General features: G+C 73.1%; 12 protein-coding genes. 8 read left to right on the top strand and 4 right to left on the bottom strand.

Annotation, left to right across the window (positions count from 1 at the left end; translation table 11 throughout):
• Positions 1-35 precede the first annotated feature (35 nt).
• Entirely contained in the window at positions 36-1,709 is a 1,674-nt protein-coding gene (locus tag Q6347_RS10965; RefSeq protein WP_304607364.1) for a thiamine pyrophosphate-binding protein, read from the top strand.
• Positions 1,710-1,798: 89 nt separating this feature from the next.
• Here the strand turns inward: Q6347_RS10965 and Q6347_RS10960 are convergent, their stop codons facing one another.
• Together Q6347_RS10960 and Q6347_RS10955 are read right to left on the bottom strand one after the other, a co-directional pair.
• Positions 1,799-3,694 (bottom strand): FAD-dependent monooxygenase, encoded by a 1,896-nt coding sequence (locus tag Q6347_RS10960; protein WP_304607363.1) that lies wholly within the window; start codon positions 3,692-3,694, stop codon positions 1,799-1,801.
• Between the two features lie 109 nt (positions 3,695-3,803).
• Positions 3,804-5,183: an MFS transporter gene (locus tag Q6347_RS10955; protein WP_171247792.1), complete on the bottom strand. Its 1,380-nt coding sequence runs from the start codon at positions 5,181-5,183 to the stop codon at positions 3,804-3,806.
• A 131-nt stretch (positions 5,184-5,314) separates the two neighbouring features.
• On the opposite strand from Q6347_RS10955, the gene Q6347_RS10950 reads away from it, so the two are divergent.
• Genes Q6347_RS10950 through Q6347_RS10920 form a run of 7 tightly spaced genes read left to right on the top strand, consistent with a single transcriptional unit; the run spans position 5,315 to position 13,258 of the window.
• A complete protein-coding gene (locus Q6347_RS10950) occupies positions 5,315-6,769 on the top strand; it encodes a fumarylacetoacetate hydrolase family protein (RefSeq protein ID WP_304607419.1) in 1,455 nt (484 codons plus the stop codon).
• Positions 6,766-7,488: a GntR family transcriptional regulator gene (locus Q6347_RS10945; RefSeq protein WP_304603680.1), complete on the top strand. Its 723-nt coding sequence runs from the start codon at positions 6,766-6,768 to the stop codon at positions 7,486-7,488. The genes Q6347_RS10950 and Q6347_RS10945 overlap by 4 nt, the downstream gene beginning before the upstream one ends.
• Positions 7,485-8,996 (top strand): 5-carboxymethyl-2-hydroxymuconate semialdehyde dehydrogenase, encoded by a 1,512-nt coding sequence (gene hpaE, locus Q6347_RS10940; protein WP_304607362.1) that lies wholly within the window; start codon positions 7,485-7,487, stop codon positions 8,994-8,996. Before Q6347_RS10945 ends, hpaE begins: the two co-directional genes overlap by 4 nt.
• A gap of 29 nt (positions 8,997-9,025) precedes the next feature.
• Positions 9,026-10,159 (top strand): 3,4-dihydroxyphenylacetate 2,3-dioxygenase, encoded by a 1,134-nt coding sequence (hpaD, locus tag Q6347_RS10935; RefSeq protein ID WP_171247794.1) that lies wholly within the window; start codon positions 9,026-9,028, stop codon positions 10,157-10,159.
• Positions 10,156-10,968 carry a fumarylacetoacetate hydrolase family protein gene (locus Q6347_RS10930; protein WP_304607361.1) on the top strand — a complete coding sequence of 271 codons (813 nt, stop codon included), beginning with the start codon at positions 10,156-10,158 and terminating at the stop codon, positions 10,966-10,968. Before hpaD ends, Q6347_RS10930 begins: the two co-directional genes overlap by 4 nt.
• Positions 10,953-11,768: an aldolase/citrate lyase family protein gene (locus Q6347_RS10925; RefSeq protein WP_304607360.1), complete on the top strand. Its 816-nt coding sequence runs from the start codon at positions 10,953-10,955 to the stop codon at positions 11,766-11,768. Before Q6347_RS10930 ends, Q6347_RS10925 begins: the two co-directional genes overlap by 16 nt.
• Before the next feature lie 2 nt (positions 11,769-11,770).
• Positions 11,771-13,258, top strand: a complete 1,488-nt coding sequence (locus tag Q6347_RS10920) for an NAD-dependent succinate-semialdehyde dehydrogenase (RefSeq protein WP_304603677.1) — start codon at positions 11,771-11,773, stop codon at positions 13,256-13,258.
• A gap of 3 nt (positions 13,259-13,261) precedes the next feature.
• Here the strand turns inward: Q6347_RS10920 and Q6347_RS10915 are convergent, their stop codons facing one another.
• Together Q6347_RS10915 and Q6347_RS10910 are read right to left on the bottom strand one after the other, a co-directional pair.
• The gene (locus tag Q6347_RS10915; RefSeq protein ID WP_304607359.1) at positions 13,262-14,266 is read right to left on the bottom strand and encodes an HdeD family acid-resistance protein; all 1,005 of its coding nucleotides are present in this window, start codon (positions 14,264-14,266) and stop codon (positions 13,262-13,264) included.
• A 71-nt stretch (positions 14,267-14,337) separates the two neighbouring features.
• Positions 14,338-14,997, bottom strand: a complete 660-nt coding sequence (locus Q6347_RS10910; protein ID WP_171246269.1) for a TetR/AcrR family transcriptional regulator — start codon at positions 14,995-14,997, stop codon at positions 14,338-14,340.
• Positions 14,998-15,074 lie beyond the last annotated feature (77 nt).

Raw genomic sequence — 15,074 nt, 5'->3', positions numbered from 1 at the left:
TGCATCCCTCATCCGTCACTGACCCGGAGTATCTCGTGCCCACCTCGCACACCCATGTCTCTGCCCACGTGGCGCGCACCCTCGCCCAGCACGTCGACCACGTCTTCGGTGTCATGGGCAACGGCAACGCCTGGTTCCTCGACGCGCTCGAGAAGGACACCTCCTGCCGGTTCACCGCGGTGCGCCACGAGGCCGGTGCCGTCGTGGCCGCGGACGCCCACTACCGCGCGTCCGGCCGGATCGCCGCCGCGACGGTCACCTACGGGGCCGGGTTCACGAACACGCTGACGGCCCTGGCCGAGGCGGCGCAGGCCCGGGTCCCGCTGGTGCTGCTCGCCGGGGACGAGCCGACGTCGGGCCCGCGGCCGTGGGACGTGGACCAGATCGCCCTGGCGGCGGCCGTCGGCGCACGGACCTACACCGTCGGGCGCACCGACGCCGCCGCGACCACGGTGATCGCGATCGAGCACTCCCTCACCTATCGCGTCCCGGTGGTGCTGGCCGTCCCCTACGACGTGGCGGCGCGCGAGGCCGGGCCCGTGCCGGAGGCCCCGCAGCCCGTGCTGCCGCAGCCGGCCGCTCCGGACGGCCCGTTCGACCGGGCGGCGATCTCCCACCTCGCCAAGGCGCTCGTGGACGCCGAGCGGCCGCTGCTGCTCGCCGGCCGCGGGGCGTGGCTGGCGCAGGCGGGCGAACCGCTCGGCGAGCTCGCGGACGCCACCGGGGCGCTGACGATGACCACCGCCCTGGGGCGCAGCATCTTCCCCGACGCGCGCCACGACCTCGGCGTGGCCGGAGGGTTCGGGGCCGACGGCGCGATGAAGCTCGCCCACGAGGCGGACGTCGTCGTCGTGTTCGGCGCGTCGCTCAACCAGTTCACGATGCGGTTCGGCGAGCTGTTCGCCCCGGGCACGCGGGTCGTCCAGGTGGACACCGCCGAGGCCGGCACCCACCGGCACGTGGGCGGGTTCATCCGCGGTGACGCGGCCCTGGTGGCCCGTGCGCTGGTGGACGAGCTCGCCGCGCTCGGCGCGACGCCGTCCGGCTGGCGTGAGTCCGTGGACGCCGCCCCCGCGCGGCAGTACGAGACCGGGCCGGCCGACGGCCTCGCGGAGGACGGACGCCTCGACCCCCGCTCGGTGGCCCACCGGCTCGCGCACCTGCTGCCGCAGGACCGGGTCGTCGTCTCCGACGGCGGCCACTTCATCGGCTGGGCCAACATGTACTGGCCGGTCGCCTCCCCCGACCGCATGATTATGGTCGGCACCGCGTACCAGTCGATCGGGCTCGGCCTGGCCAGCGTGCCGGGCGCGGCCGCGGCCCGCCCGGGGTCGGCCGTGGTGCTCACCACCGGCGACGGCGGCGGACTCATGGCGTTGGCCGACCTCGAGACCGCGGTCCGTACCGCGGGCGGCCGGGGGATCGCCGTCGTGTGGAACGACACCGTCTACGGGGCCGAGGTGCACGTGTACGGGCGCCAGGGGCTCGCCGAGGGTCCGATGCGCATCCCGGAGACCGACTTCGCGGCCCTGGCGAGCGCCGTCGGCGCCGAGGGGATCGTCGTGCGCTCGTTGGCGGACCTCGACCGGCTCGCCACCTGGCGGGAGGAACCGGAGGACGAGCGCCGCTTCCTCCTGCTGGACTGCCGCGTCTCCCCCACCGTCGTCGCGCCGTACCAGGAGGAGATCCTGCGCGTGAACCGGCGCTGACACCGGCGGCGCCGGCGCCGCGCGAACGCAGCGCCGCGAACCGCTCCCCCACGACGGCGGGGCCGCCGCCGGCGGCCCCGCCGTCCGTGTCAGCTCCCGAAGGCCCCGTCCAGGAACGCGGCCAGCTCGTCGGTGGCCGTCAGCGGGAGCACGTGCGCCACGTACTGGTCGGGGCGCACGACGACGACCACGCCGTCGCGCGACAGCTCCCGCTCGGCGAAGATGTCGACGCCGGTCCACACGGTGGGCCCCGCGGCGAACACCTTCTCCCAGTCGATGAGTCCGAGCGGACCGGTCCGCGGGCGGAACACCCCGGGGACACCGGCGAGGTCGACCTCCTGGAAGGCCTGCTGGTAGACCACCTTGACGTCGAAGACGGCGTCGACGTCGGCCCCGGCCGGGGTGTGCCTCGCCACCGGCGACTCCGCCGAGTCCAGCCACGCCGCCCACGCGGCGAGCGCCGAGTCCTCACCGGCGCGGGAGGCGTCGGCGAACGCGTAGAGGCGCCAGCGGCCGTCCGCCCGGGCGTGATGGCCCAGGTGGACGGCGTTGCCGTCGGCGACCCGCGTCACCTCGGCGGACTTGAACCGCTTGCCGATCGGGAACCCGGCGGCCAGCTCCTGGTGCGTCGGCTCGCCGACGATCATCGACGGCGCGTACCGGGTCATGAACCCCGAGGGGAACTCGGAGGTCGCGAGGTAGTGCTGGGCGAGCTCGGTCGGGTCGGAGATCTCCTCCGGCTTGCGCGCCATGAGGCTGGACCATTCCCGGTCGAAGTCGATCAGCTCCTGGGCCACCGGCTGCCGCTCGGACGAGTAGGTCGCGAGCAGCGACTCGGGGCTGAGCCCCGTGAGCACGGAGCCGAGCTTCCAGCCGAGGTTCAGCCCGTCCTGCATCGAGACGTTCATCCCCTGCCCCGCCTTCGCGCTGTGCGTGTGGCAGGCGTCCCCGGTGAGGAACACGCGCGGGGTGCGTCCCGAGCCGTCGGGGACGTCGTCGAACCGGTCGGTCACGCGGTGCCCGACCTCGTAGACGCTGTGCCAGGCGACATCCACCACGTCGAGCGTGTAGGGCGTGAGGATCTCGTTGGCGCGCCGGATGATCTCCTCGACCGGCGTCCTGCGCACCTCGTGGTGGTCGTTCTCGGGCACCTCGCCGAGGTCGACGTACATGCGGCTGAGGTATCCCCCTTCGCGCGGGATGTGCAGGATGTTCCCGGCCTCGGAGTTGATCGCGCACTTGATGCGCCAGTCGGGGAAGTCGGTGTTCACCAGCACGTCCATCACGCCCCAGGCGTGCGCCGCGAACTCGCCGACGTGGCGGCGGCCGATCGCCTCGCGCACGGCGCTGCGGGCGCCGTCGCACCCGGCGACGTACTTCGCGCGGACGGTGCGCTCCCGGCCCGGCAGGTCGCCGGCCGTCTCCCGGACGCGCACCTCGACGGGATACGGGCCGGCGTCGGGCCCCTCGTGCACGGTGAGCCCGAGGAACTCGACGCCGTAGTCGGGCGCGATCCGGGCGGGGCCGTTCGCGGCCGCCTGCGCGAAGTAGTCGAGAACGCGCGCCTGGTTGACGATGAGGTGCGGGAACTCGCTGATCTTCAGCCCGTAGTCCTCCGTGCGCGACGTGCGCACGATGCGGCCCGGGTCGCCGGGGTCCGGGCCCCAGAAGTTCATCCAGCCGATGTTGTAGGCCTCGGCGGTGATCTGCTCGGCGAACCCGAAGGCCTGGAACGTCTCGACGCTGCGCGGCTGGATGCCGTCCGCCTGGCCGAGCACGAGCCGTCCTGGCCGCCGCTCGATGATGCGGGTCGTGACGTCGGGGTACTGCGACATCTGCGCGGCGAGCAGCATGCCCGCCGGGCCGGAGCCGACGACGAGGACGTCGACCTCGTCGGGCAGCTCGGCGGGCCGGTCGAGGCCCGTCCCGGCGGCGGGCAGGACCCGCGGGTCGCCGGACACGTAGCCGTGGTGGTGGAACTGCACGGGTGCTCCTCATCGTCCTCGATGTCCCGGCGGCGTCGCCGGGGTTCGATCATCCAACACATCCTCGGCAGGACGGCGCCGGTGCGCCCGGCGCCGTCCAGCCGGGGTCTCAGGCTCGGGGCAGCCCGTACACGGGGCTGGCGACCTGCTCGGCCTCGTGCTCCGGTCCGAGCGGGATGCCGGTGCGGTCGCGCAGGAGCAGGGTGGCGGCGAAGGCGACCACCATCATCCCCGCGATGTAGAACGCGACGGAGGTGGCGCTGCCGGTGGTCTGCACGAGCCAGGCGGCGATCGTCGGGGCGAACGCGCCGCCGAGGATCGCACCGATCGCGTAGGTGATGGACACCCCGGAGTAGCGGATCGAGGCAGGGAAGAGCTCCGCGAAGTAGGCCGCCTGCTGGCCGTAGGTGAAGCCGTTGCCCACCGCGAACAGCGAGACGCCCAGGAACAGCAGCCACGGGTCCCCCGTGTTCACCAGCGGGAACAGCAGGAACACGGTGCCGAGGAACGCGAGCCAGCCGATGATGTAGGTGTTGCGTCGCCCGATGCGGTCGGAGACGACACCGGCCGCGTAGGTGCACACCAGCCAGACGACGGACGCGCCGGCCACCGCCAGGAGCACCGGCGTGCGGTCCATCCCGACCAGACCCCCCTCGTCCAGCGGGGTCGTGGCGTAGTTCTGCAGGTAGCCGCCGGTGGTCATGTACCCCGCGGCGTTGTTGCCCGCGAAGGTCAGGGCCGCGAGCAGCACGAGCAGCCAGTGCTGACGGAACAGGGTGGTGACCGGCGTGCGCGCGGCGGACTTCTTCTCGGCGATCTCGACGAACACCGGGCTCTCCTCGACCGTGCGCCGCACCACGATGCCGACCACGATCAGCACGACGCTGAGCAGGAACGGGATCCGCCAGCCCCACTCGACGAACGCGTCGCCGGGCGAGACGACGCCGGTCATGAGCGCGAGCACACCGGAGGCGAGCAGCAGACCGATGGGGACGCCGATCTGGGGGAAGGCGCCCATGCGGCCGCGCCGGCCGTCCGGCGCGTGCTCGACGGCCATGAGGACGGCGCCTCCCCACTCGCCGCCGGTGGACAGGCCCTGCAGGATGCGCAGGAGCACCAGCAGGATCGGGGCCAGGATGCCGATCTGCTGATAGGTCGGCAGCAGCCCGATCAGCGTCGTGGCGCCCCCCATCAGCATCAGCGTCACGACGAGCACGGCCTTGCGACCGATCTTGTCGCCGAAGTGACCGGCGAGGAATGCCCCCAGGGGCCGGAACAGGAAGCTGATGCCGACGGTCGCGAAGGCCAGCAGGGTGCCGACCGCGGAGCCGGCCGGTTCGAAGAACAGTGCGCTGAACACCAGGCCCGCGGCGCTGGCGTACAGGAAGAAGTCGTACCACTCGATGGTGGTACCGATGACGGTCGCGAAGGCGACCCGGCGCAGCTCGCGCCGATCTGTCGGGGTCGTGGCGACGGTGCTCACGGTCATGCGGGGACTCCTCTGTCGATTCCGCTCGAGGCCCGCATCGTATACGATGAGTGATACGACACGACAAGGGGGTTCCTGTGGTCACCGACGACGACACCTCGGCCGGCCCGTCGGCCGCGGCACAAACGCTGCTGCCCGACGGCCTCGCGCCCGGCAAGATCATCGCCGTCCACCTCAACTACCCGTCGCGCGCGGCACAGCGCGGACGGACGCCGAGCCAGCCGTCCTACTTCCTCAAGCCGGTCTCCTCGCTCGCGCCGAGCGACGCCACGATCGAACGTCCGGCCGGCACCGAGCTGCTCGCCTTCGAGGGCGAGGTGGCCGTGGTGATCGGCACCCCGGCGCGCTGGGTCGACCCGGCCGACGGCTGGTCGCACGTCGCCGCCGTCACGGCCGCGAACGACTTCGGTCTGTACGACCTGCGCAGCGCGGACAAGGGCTCCAACCTGCGCTCCAAGGGCGGCGAGGGCTTCACTCCCCTGGGTCCGCACTGGATCCCCGCCGCCGACGTCGATCCTGCGGGCCTGCGCGTGCGCACCTGGGTCGACGGCGAGCTCGTCCAGGAGGACTCCACCGCGACGCTGCTGTTCGACGTCGGGCGCCTGGTCGCCGACCTGTCCCAGCACTTCACGCTCGAGCCCGGCGACGTCGTCCTCACCGGGACGCCTGCCGGCTCCTCCGTCGTCGTGCCGGGCCAGACCGTCGAGGTCGAGGTGGACGCTCCCGGCTCCCCCGGCGCACCCACCAGCGGACGTCTGGTCACCCGCGTGACCTCGGGCACGACACCCTTCGGAGACTTCGGCTCCCAGCCGGCGGTCGACGCGACGCAGCGTGCCGAGGCCTGGGGCACCGAGCCGCCGACGTCGTCCGGCGTGACACCGGCGCCGGTGCTGACCGAGGACCAGCGGGCCCGGTTCGCCACGGTGGCGGTGGCCACCCTCTCCGCCGCGCTGCGCCGGCGCGGCCACACCGACGTCTTCCTCGAGGGCGTGCACGGGCTGCGCCCCGGTGACCGGTTCGTCGGTCCCGCCCGCACACTGCGGCTGGTGCCGTTCCGACCGGACCTGTTCGCCGCGCACGGCGGCGGCTACAACGCCCAGAAGCGCGCCTTCGACACCGTCGGCCCCGGCGAGGTGCTCGTCGTCGAGGCCCGGGGCGAGCGCGGCACCGGGACCGTGGGCGACGTGCTGGCCCTGCGCGCGAAGGTGCGCGGCGCGGCCGCCGTGGTCACCGACGGCGGTGTGCGCGACGCCGAGGCGGTCGCCGAGATCGGCCTGCCCGTCTTCTCCGCCGGCCCCCACCCGTCGGTGCTCGGCCGCCGCCACGTGCCCTGGGAGACCGACGTCACCGTCGCCTGCGGCGGCGCCGCCGTCCAGCCGGGTGACGTCGTCGTCGGCGACCGGGACGGCGCCCTGGTCATCCCGGCGGCGCTGGTCGAGGAGGTCCTCGCCGAGGCCGAGGAGGCCGAGGCCGCCGACGCCTTCGTGGCACGCCAGGTGGCCGAGGGAGCACCGGTCGACGGCCTGTTCCCCATGGACGCGCACTGGCGCGCGCGCTACGAGGCCGAGCGGGAGGGCGACCGGTGAGCACCCCCACCGCCGACGACGCGCGCCTCACCGCGGGCGGCGTGAGCAAGTCGCAGCGCGCGTACACCTACCTGCGCGACCGGATCGAGGACGGGACGCTCGGACCCGGCTACCGGCTGGTGCTCTCCCAGATCGCCGGTGAGCTCGACGTCTCCGTCGTCCCCGTCCGCGAGGCGGTCCGGCGGCTCGAGGCCGAGGGGCTCGTCACCTACGAGCGCAACGTCGGCGCGCAGGTGGCGCTCGTCCAGGAGGCCGAGTACCAGCACACCATGCAGACCCTCGCGCTCGTGGAAGGATTCGCGACCGCGCTGTCCGCTCCGCTGCTGACGGCCGACCAGCTCCGGGCCGCCCGGCAGGTCAACGCCCGGATGCGCCAGAGCCTGGCCGACTTCGACCCTCACCGCGTCACCGAGCTCAACCTCGAGTTCCACGCCGTGCTGTTCGAGCCGTGCCCCAACCCGCACGTCCTCGACCTCGTCCACCGCGGCTGGCGCCGCATGAAGGTCTTGCGCGACTCGTCGTTCGGGTTCGTGCCCGGCCGGGCGCACGAGTCGGTCGCCGAGCACGACCGGATCCTCGACCTCGTCGAGGACCTGCAGGCGGGCCGGGTCGAGGCCACCGAGCTCGAGCTCACCGCACGCCGTCACCGCACCGCCACCCTCGACGCGGTGCTCGCCTACCAGGCGGCCCACCGACCGCACCACCAGGAGGACCGATGACCGCTCCCGCCACCGACGCACCGCACCGCCCCGACGGGCTCCCGGACCGGATCCGCCACTACATCGACGGCCACGAGGTCGACTCGATCGGTGGCGAGACGTTCGAGGTCCTGGACCCGGTGACCAACCAGACCTACCTCACCGCGGCCGCCGGGCAGCAGGCCGACGTCGACGCCGCCGTCGCCGCCGCCCGGCGCGCGTTCGTCGACGGTCCGTGGCCGCGCATGCTGCCGCGCGAACGCTCCCGCGTGCTGCACCGGATCGCCGACCTGGTGGAGTCCCGTGACGCCCGGCTCGCCGAGCTGGAGTCCTTCGACTCCGGCCTGCCGATCACGCAGGCTCTCGGGCAGGCACGTCGCGCGGCCGAGAACTTCCGGTTCTTCGCCGACCTGGTCGTGGCGCAGAGCGACGACACCTTCAAGGTGCCCGGACGCCAGATCAACTACGTCAACCGCAAGCCGATCGGGGTGGCCGGGCTGATCACGCCCTGGAACACCCCGTTCATGCTCGAGTCGTGGAAGCTGGCCCCGGCGCTCGCCACGGGCAACACGGTGGTCCTCAAGCCGGCCGAGTTCACCCCGTTGTCCGCGTCGCTGTGGGCCGGGATCTTCTCCGAGGCAGGGGTGCCCGCCGGTGTGTTCAACCTGGTCAACGGCCTGGGCGAGGAGGCCGGTGACGCGCTGGTCAAGCACCCGGACGTCCCCCTGATCTCCTTCACCGGCGAGTCCGGCACCGGCGAGGTGATCTTCGCCAACGCCGCCCCGCATCTCAAGGGCCTCTCGATGGAGCTCGGCGGCAAGTCGCCCGCGGTCGTGTTCGCGGACGCCGACCTCGACGCCGCGATCGACGCGACGATCTTCGGCGTCTTCTCCCTCAACGGCGAGCGCTGCACCGCGGGATCGCGGATCCTCGTCGAGCGGTCCGTGTACGACGAGTTCGTCGAGCGTTACGCGGCGCAGGCACGGCGCGTCGTGGTGGGCCACCCGCACGACCCCGACACCGAGGTCGGCGCACTGGTGCACCCCGAGCACTTCGAGAAGGTCATGGGCTACGTCGAGCTCGGCCGGTCCGAGGGCCGCCTGGTCGCCGGCGGCGGACGTCCCGAGGGCTTCCCGACCGGCAACTTCGTCGCACCGACGGTGTTCGCCGACGTGGCACCCGACGCACGCATCTTCCAGGAGGAGATCTTCGGACCCGTCGTGGCGATCACGCCGTTCGACACCGAGGCCGAGGCCGTCGAGCTCGCCAACGCCGTCCGCTACGGCCTGGCCGCCTACGTGTGGACGAACGACCTCAAGCGAGCCCACAACGTCTCCCAGTCGATCGAGGCCGGGATGGTCTGGCTCAACTCGAACAACGTGCGCGACCTGCGTACCCCGTTCGGCGGCGTGAAGGCCTCCGGTCTGGGGCACGAGGGCGGCTACCGCTCGATCGACTTCTACACCGACCAGCAGGCCGTGCACATCACGCTCGGCGCGGTCCACAACCCGACCTTCGGCAAGAACTGACACTCCCGCACCAGGCAAGGACGCCCCGCATGAGCACTCTCGACCCGAACACCCCCGAACCCGTCGTCACCGACGAGTCCCCGATCCGCACGACGGACCCGGTGCCCACCCCGTCCAGCCCGCCGCCGGACGTCGTGCGCGCCGCCTCGATGGAGCTCGTGGTCACCGACCTCGAGGCCAGCCGCCGGTTCTACGTCGACGTGCTGGACCTCGTCGTGACCGAGGAGGACGAGGACACCGTCTACCTGCGCAGCCTCGAGGAGTTCATCCACCACAACCTCGTGCTCCGGCGCGGGCCGGTGGCCGCCGTGGCGGCGTTCAGCTACCGCGTGCGCACACCCGAGGACCTCGACCGGGCCGTCGCGTTCTACACCGAGCTCGGCTGCCGGGTCGAGCGCCGGACCGACGGGTGGGTCAAGGGCGTCGGCGACTCCGTGCGCGTGACGGACCCGCTGGGCTTCCCCTACGAGTTCTTCCACGAGGTCGACCACGTCGAGCGGCTCGCCTGGGCCTACGACCGGCACACCCCGGGCGCGCTGGTGCGCATCGACCACTTCAACCAGGTCACGCCGGACGTCCCGCGTGCCGTGGCGTACATGGAGAACCTCGGGTTCCGCGTCACCGAGGACATCCAGGACGAGGCCGGCACCACCTACGCGGCATGGATGCGCCGCAAGCCGACCGTCCACGACACGGCGATGACCGGCGGCGACGGACCGCGCATGCACCACGTCGCGTTCGCGACCCACGAGAAGCACAACATCCTGGCGATCTGCGACAAGCTCGGTGCGCTGCGGATGACGGACAGCATCGAGCGCGGGCCGGGCCGCCACGGCGTGTCCAACGCGTTCTACCTGTACCTGCGCGACCCCGACGGCCACCGCGTGGAGATCTACACCCAGGACTACTGGACGGGCGACCCGGACAACCCCGTGGTCACCTGGGACGTGCACGACAACCAGCGCCGCGACTGGTGGGGCAACCCCGTGGTGCCGAGCTGGTACACGGACGCCTCCCGCGTGCTCGACCTCGACGGCGAGCTGCAGCCCCTCACGTCACGGACCGACGACAGCGAGATGGAGGTCACCATCGGCGCCGACGGCTTCTCCTACACCCGCAAGGGCGACACGGAGCACGGGTTCAAGCTCGGGGCGACGCTGTGAGCAGCTCTCCCGACGGCGAGCGGACGCTCGACGACCGCACGGTGACGGCGATCGCGGACGAGCTCGCCGAGGCCGAGCGCACCCGGACCCCCGTCCCGCTGCTGACCGCGCGGCACGCCGGGATGACCGTCGCCGACGCCTACGCCGTGCAGCGCACGTGGCGCGAGCGCGGTGAGGCCGCGGGCCGACGCGTCGTGGGGCACAAGATCGGCCTGACGTCGAAGGCCATGCAGGCGGCCACCGGGATCACCGAACCGGACTACGGGGTGATCTTCGACGACATGGTGCTCGAGTCGGGCAGCATCGTGGAGCACGCCGCCTGGTCCAACGTCCGGGTCGAGGTCGAGCTGGCGTTCGTGCTCGGCGAGGCGCTGCAGGGAACCGGCGTCACGGTCACGGACGTGCTGCGCGCGACGGAACGCGTCGTCCCCGCGCTGGAGATCCTCGACGCCCGCGTCGAGATGCCGGGGCGCACCATCGTCGACACCATCAGCGACAACGCCGCGATGGGCGCGATGGTCCTGGGCGGGCGGCCCGTGCGACCCGACGACGTCGACCTGCGGTGGGTCCCGGCGCTGCTGTACCGCAACGAGACGATCGAGGAGACCGGCGTCGCGGCGGGCGTGCTCGGCCATCCCGCGGCCGGCGTCGCCTGGCTGGCCGACAAGCTGGCGGCCCACGGCGACTTCCTGGCCGCGGGCGAGACCGTCCTGGCCGGGTCGTTCACCCGACCGACCTGGGTGCACCCCGGTGACACCGTGCACGCCGACTACGCCGAGCTGGGAGCCGTGACATGCCGCTTCGTCTGAGCACCGACACCTCCCTGGCCGACCTCCTGGACGCCGCCGCCTCCGAGGGGCGAGCCCTGGTCGGGGCCTGGTCGTCCCTCGGCAGCCCGCTCGCCGCGGAGATCCTCGCCGGCAGCGGCCTGGACGTCGTCCTCGTCGACGGCGAGCACGGGCCCAACGACCTGACGACGGTCCTCGGCCAGCTCCAGGCGACCGCGGCCTACCCGGTGGCCACGCTCGTCCGGGTGCCGTCCGGGGACCCCGTGCGCATCAAGCAGGTCCTCGACCTGGGGGCCACCAACCTGCTGGTGCCGATGGTGGACTCCCCCGCCGAGGCCGCCGAGGCCGTCCGCGCGGTGCGCTACCCGCCCGCGGGCCTCCGCGGCGTCGGCAGCGCCCTGGCCCGCTCCTCGCGCTGGAACGGCGTCAACGGCTACCTGGACGGTGCCGACGACGGGATCACCCTCGTCGTCCAGCTGGAGACCCGCGCGGGTGTCGAGGCGGCCGAGGCGATCGCCGCCGTCGACGGCGTGGGCGCCGTGCTGGTGGGTCCCGCGGACCTCGCGGCGTCCCTGGGCCACCTGGGCCAGCAGGACCACCCGGAGGTCGTGGCCGCCGTGCACGCCGCGATCGAGGCCGGGCACCGCGCCGGCACCCCCGTGGCGGTCAACGCGTTCGACCCGGCCATGGCCGACCGCTACGTCGAGGCCGGGGCGGCGTTCGTCGCCGTGGGCGCCGACGTCACCCTCGTCGCCCAGGGTGCGCGCCGACTCGTCGCGCGCCGGGCCGACCATCGCACGTCCCCCGAGGAAGGTGAGTGACCATGAGCACCAGCAGCACGCCCAGCACCCGGGACCTGGTCCCGGAGGCCCTGGACGCCGTCCCGACCGGTCTGCTGATCGGCGGCGAGTGGCGCGACGCGTCGGACGGCGGCACGTTCGCCGTGGAGAACCCCGCCACCGAGACCGAGCTCGTCCGGGTCGCCTCCGCGACCGCGGACGACGCGCAGGCCGCCATGGACGCCGCGGCGGCGGCGCAGGACTCCTGGGGCGCGACGTCGGCGCGGGAACGTGCCGAGATCCTGCGCCGGGGCTTCGACCTCGTGCAGGAGCACGCCGAGACCCTGGCCACGGTCATGACGCTCGAGATGGGCAAGCCGCTGGCCGAGTCCCGCGGCGAGGTGACCTACGGCGGCGAGTTCGTCCGCTGGTTCGCCGAGCAGGCCACCCAGGACGTCGGCCGGTACACGCACACCCCCGAGGGCAGCCTGCGCATGTTCGTGCAGCGTCGCCCCGTGGGCCCGTCGTTCCTCATCACGCCGTGGAACTTCCCCCTGGCGATGGCGACCCGCAAGGTGGCCCCGGCGCTGGCCGCCGGGTGCACGACGATCCTCAAGCCGGCCCGGCTCACCCCGCTGACCTCGATGCTGTTCGCCCGGCTGATGGTGGAGGCCGGGGTGCCGGACGGCGTGCTGAACGTCGTGCCCTCGCGGTCGGCCTCCACGGTGAGCGAACCGATCCTGGCCGACCCGCGCCTGCGCAAGCTGTCCTTCACCGGCTCCACCGCCGTCGGGCAGTCGCTCCTGCGCGACGCCGCGACGAACGTGCTGCGCACGTCGATGGAGCTGGGCGGCAACGCCCCACTGGTCGTCTTCGAGGACGCCGACCTCGATGCCGCCGTCGACGGGGCGCTGGCCGCCAAGCTCCGCAACGGCGGCGAGGCCTGCACGGCCGCCAACCGGATGTACGTCCACGAGGACGTCGCCGACGCGTTCGTCGACCGGCTCGCGCAGAAGCTGCGCGACGTCGTCGTCGGCAACGGGCTGGACGACGGCGTGACCCTCGGTCCGCTCATCGAGCCGTCGGCGGTCGACTCCGTCCAGGCGTTCGTCGACGACGCCGTCGAGCGCGGCGCGACGCTCGTCGTCGGTGGTGACCGCCCGGACGGCACCGGGCACTTCTTCTCCCCGACCCTGCTGCGCGACGTGCCGCCGGACGCGCGCTGCATGCGCGAGGAGATCTTCGGGCCGGTCGCCCCCGTGGCGACGTTCTCCAGCGAGGACGAGGCCGTCGCGCTCGCGAACTCGACCGAGTACGGGCTGGCGTCCTACGTGTTCACCCGCGACGTCCCCCGGGGTCTGCGGTTCGCCGAGCGCCTGGAGTTCGGTCTGCTCGGGCTCAACGCCGGGGTCATCTCCAACGCCGCGGCGCCCTTCGGCGGCATGAAGCAGTCCGGGATCGGGCGCGAGGGCGGCTTCGAGGGCATCGCCGAGTACCAGGAGACCCAGTACGTCGGCATGCCGCTGGCGTAGTCCTCAGGAGCGGTCGCCCCGCCACCGGCGCGGCGACCGCTCCGGCGTCGCGGTGCCGTCCGGGCGCTCCTCGGTCCCGTCGGCCGTCGCGTCGTGCGGGCCGTGCTCGTCGGCCGAGGGCGGGGTGCGGCTGTCGTCCGCGGCGGAGCCACCGCTGGTGATCGCGTCCGCGCCCGGCGTGGCGGGACGTGCCACGGGCGAGGCGGAGTCGTCCTCGGGCGAGGCGGAGTGGTCCTCGGGCTCCGACGCCGGAGATGTGCCGGAGCCGCCTCCGTCCGTGAGGGCGCCGGCGGACGGCGGACCGGAGGCCCGCGCGGGGGTGACCTGCGGGTTCGCGGACCCGAGGACGGACCCCCCGGTCACGGTGACGCCGACCCGTTCGGCCTGCTCCCGCAGGCTGCTCAGCTCCCGTGCCACCGACCGGACGGCGAACCCGGAGACGATGTCCAGCGCCCCGGCCACGAACGCGAACAGGGCGAACACGATCGCCACGAGCCGGAGCACGTCGAGGGAGTCCAGCGGCCGGGTGACCAGCAGCAGCCCGAACAGCGTCGCCGTGATCCCGAACGCGACCATCCACGGCCAGCCGAGGTCGCGGTTCCGGGTCAGCGCGGCCCCGCCGATGATCGCCACCACGCCGAGCACGATCGCCCAGACGGCGAGCACGTAGTAGAGCGGGGTGGGCGTCAGGTCCGGCCACAGGGCCACGGCGGCACCGAAGCCGATGTTCACGCCCGCCTGGGCGAGCCACCAGGCGGATCCGACCTGCCGACGGTGCGCCACCCACTGGACCAGGACCAGCACCCCGTCGAACGCCAGGAAGATCCCGATGAGCAGCCGCAGGATCTCCAGCTCCTCGAGCGGCTCGATCATCAGCAGCAGGCCGAGCACGATGAAGGCCGTGCCCCGCAGCACGGGCAGCCACCAGATCCGCCGGAAGGGGTTGTGCGGGTCCGGCGGCGTCGCGTCGACCGTCTCGTCCGGGGTGGGTGCGTCGTCGCGTGCCATGCGAGCCCTTCGTCGATGCCTGCTGACCTGCGGCCATGCTATGCGCACCGGCGCGGACGCGCCCGGGAGCCTCAGGGAGCGGGGGCGTCCTGCGGCGGGGTGACGAGGATCAGGTCGAGGTAGGCCCCCAGCGTGGCCGCCATGTCCGGGCGCTGTGCGCGCGGGAGGTCGCGGGCGAGCAGCCACTGCAGCTGCATGCCGTCCATGATCGCGACGAGCGAGCGTGCCGTGGTCTCGAGGTCGAGTCCGGGCACGAGCTCGCCGGCGTCCCGGCGGGCGGCGAGCTCGTCGACGATCAGCGCGATCGTCCGGGCGTATCGCCGTTCGAAGTACGCGTGCGCGGGGTGGTCCGCGGAGGTCGCCTCCGCGGCGACCGAGGTGTACAGGTCGACGATGGCGGGCCGGAGCGCGTTGCGCTCCATCAGGTGCACGAGCGCGGTGAAGAGGTCGGTCCCCCGCTCCCGGTCCGCCTCGAGGTCCGCCTCGTCGACCGCGTCGCGGTGCTCCAGGAGCGCCTCGAGCACCGCGGCCTTGGTCGGGAAGTGATGCAGCAGGCCGGGATGGGAGATGCCGGCGGCACCGGCGATGTCCCGCAGCGAGGTGCCGTGGAAGCCGGCCTCCCCGAACAGCGTGATCGCCGCCTGCAGGATCTGCTCACGCTTCCTGCGCCCCCGGGCGTAGCCCCCCGCCCGCGCGGCTCCGGCCTGCGGCGTCGCACCCGTCGTCGTCATCGCACTCCTTCGCCCGTCACGTGGCCATCATGCCAGGGTCGCGCGAACCCCGACCAGTCGGTAAGTACCCGTTCGAC

Source organism: Isoptericola sp. b408 (assembly GCF_030588085.1).
In the GTDB taxonomy this organism is placed as follows: Bacteria; Actinomycetota; Actinomycetes; order Actinomycetales; family Cellulomonadaceae; genus Isoptericola; species Isoptericola sediminis.
Note: the sequence above shows the minus strand (reverse complement) of the source record. Positions and strands in the feature narration are given on the sequence as shown.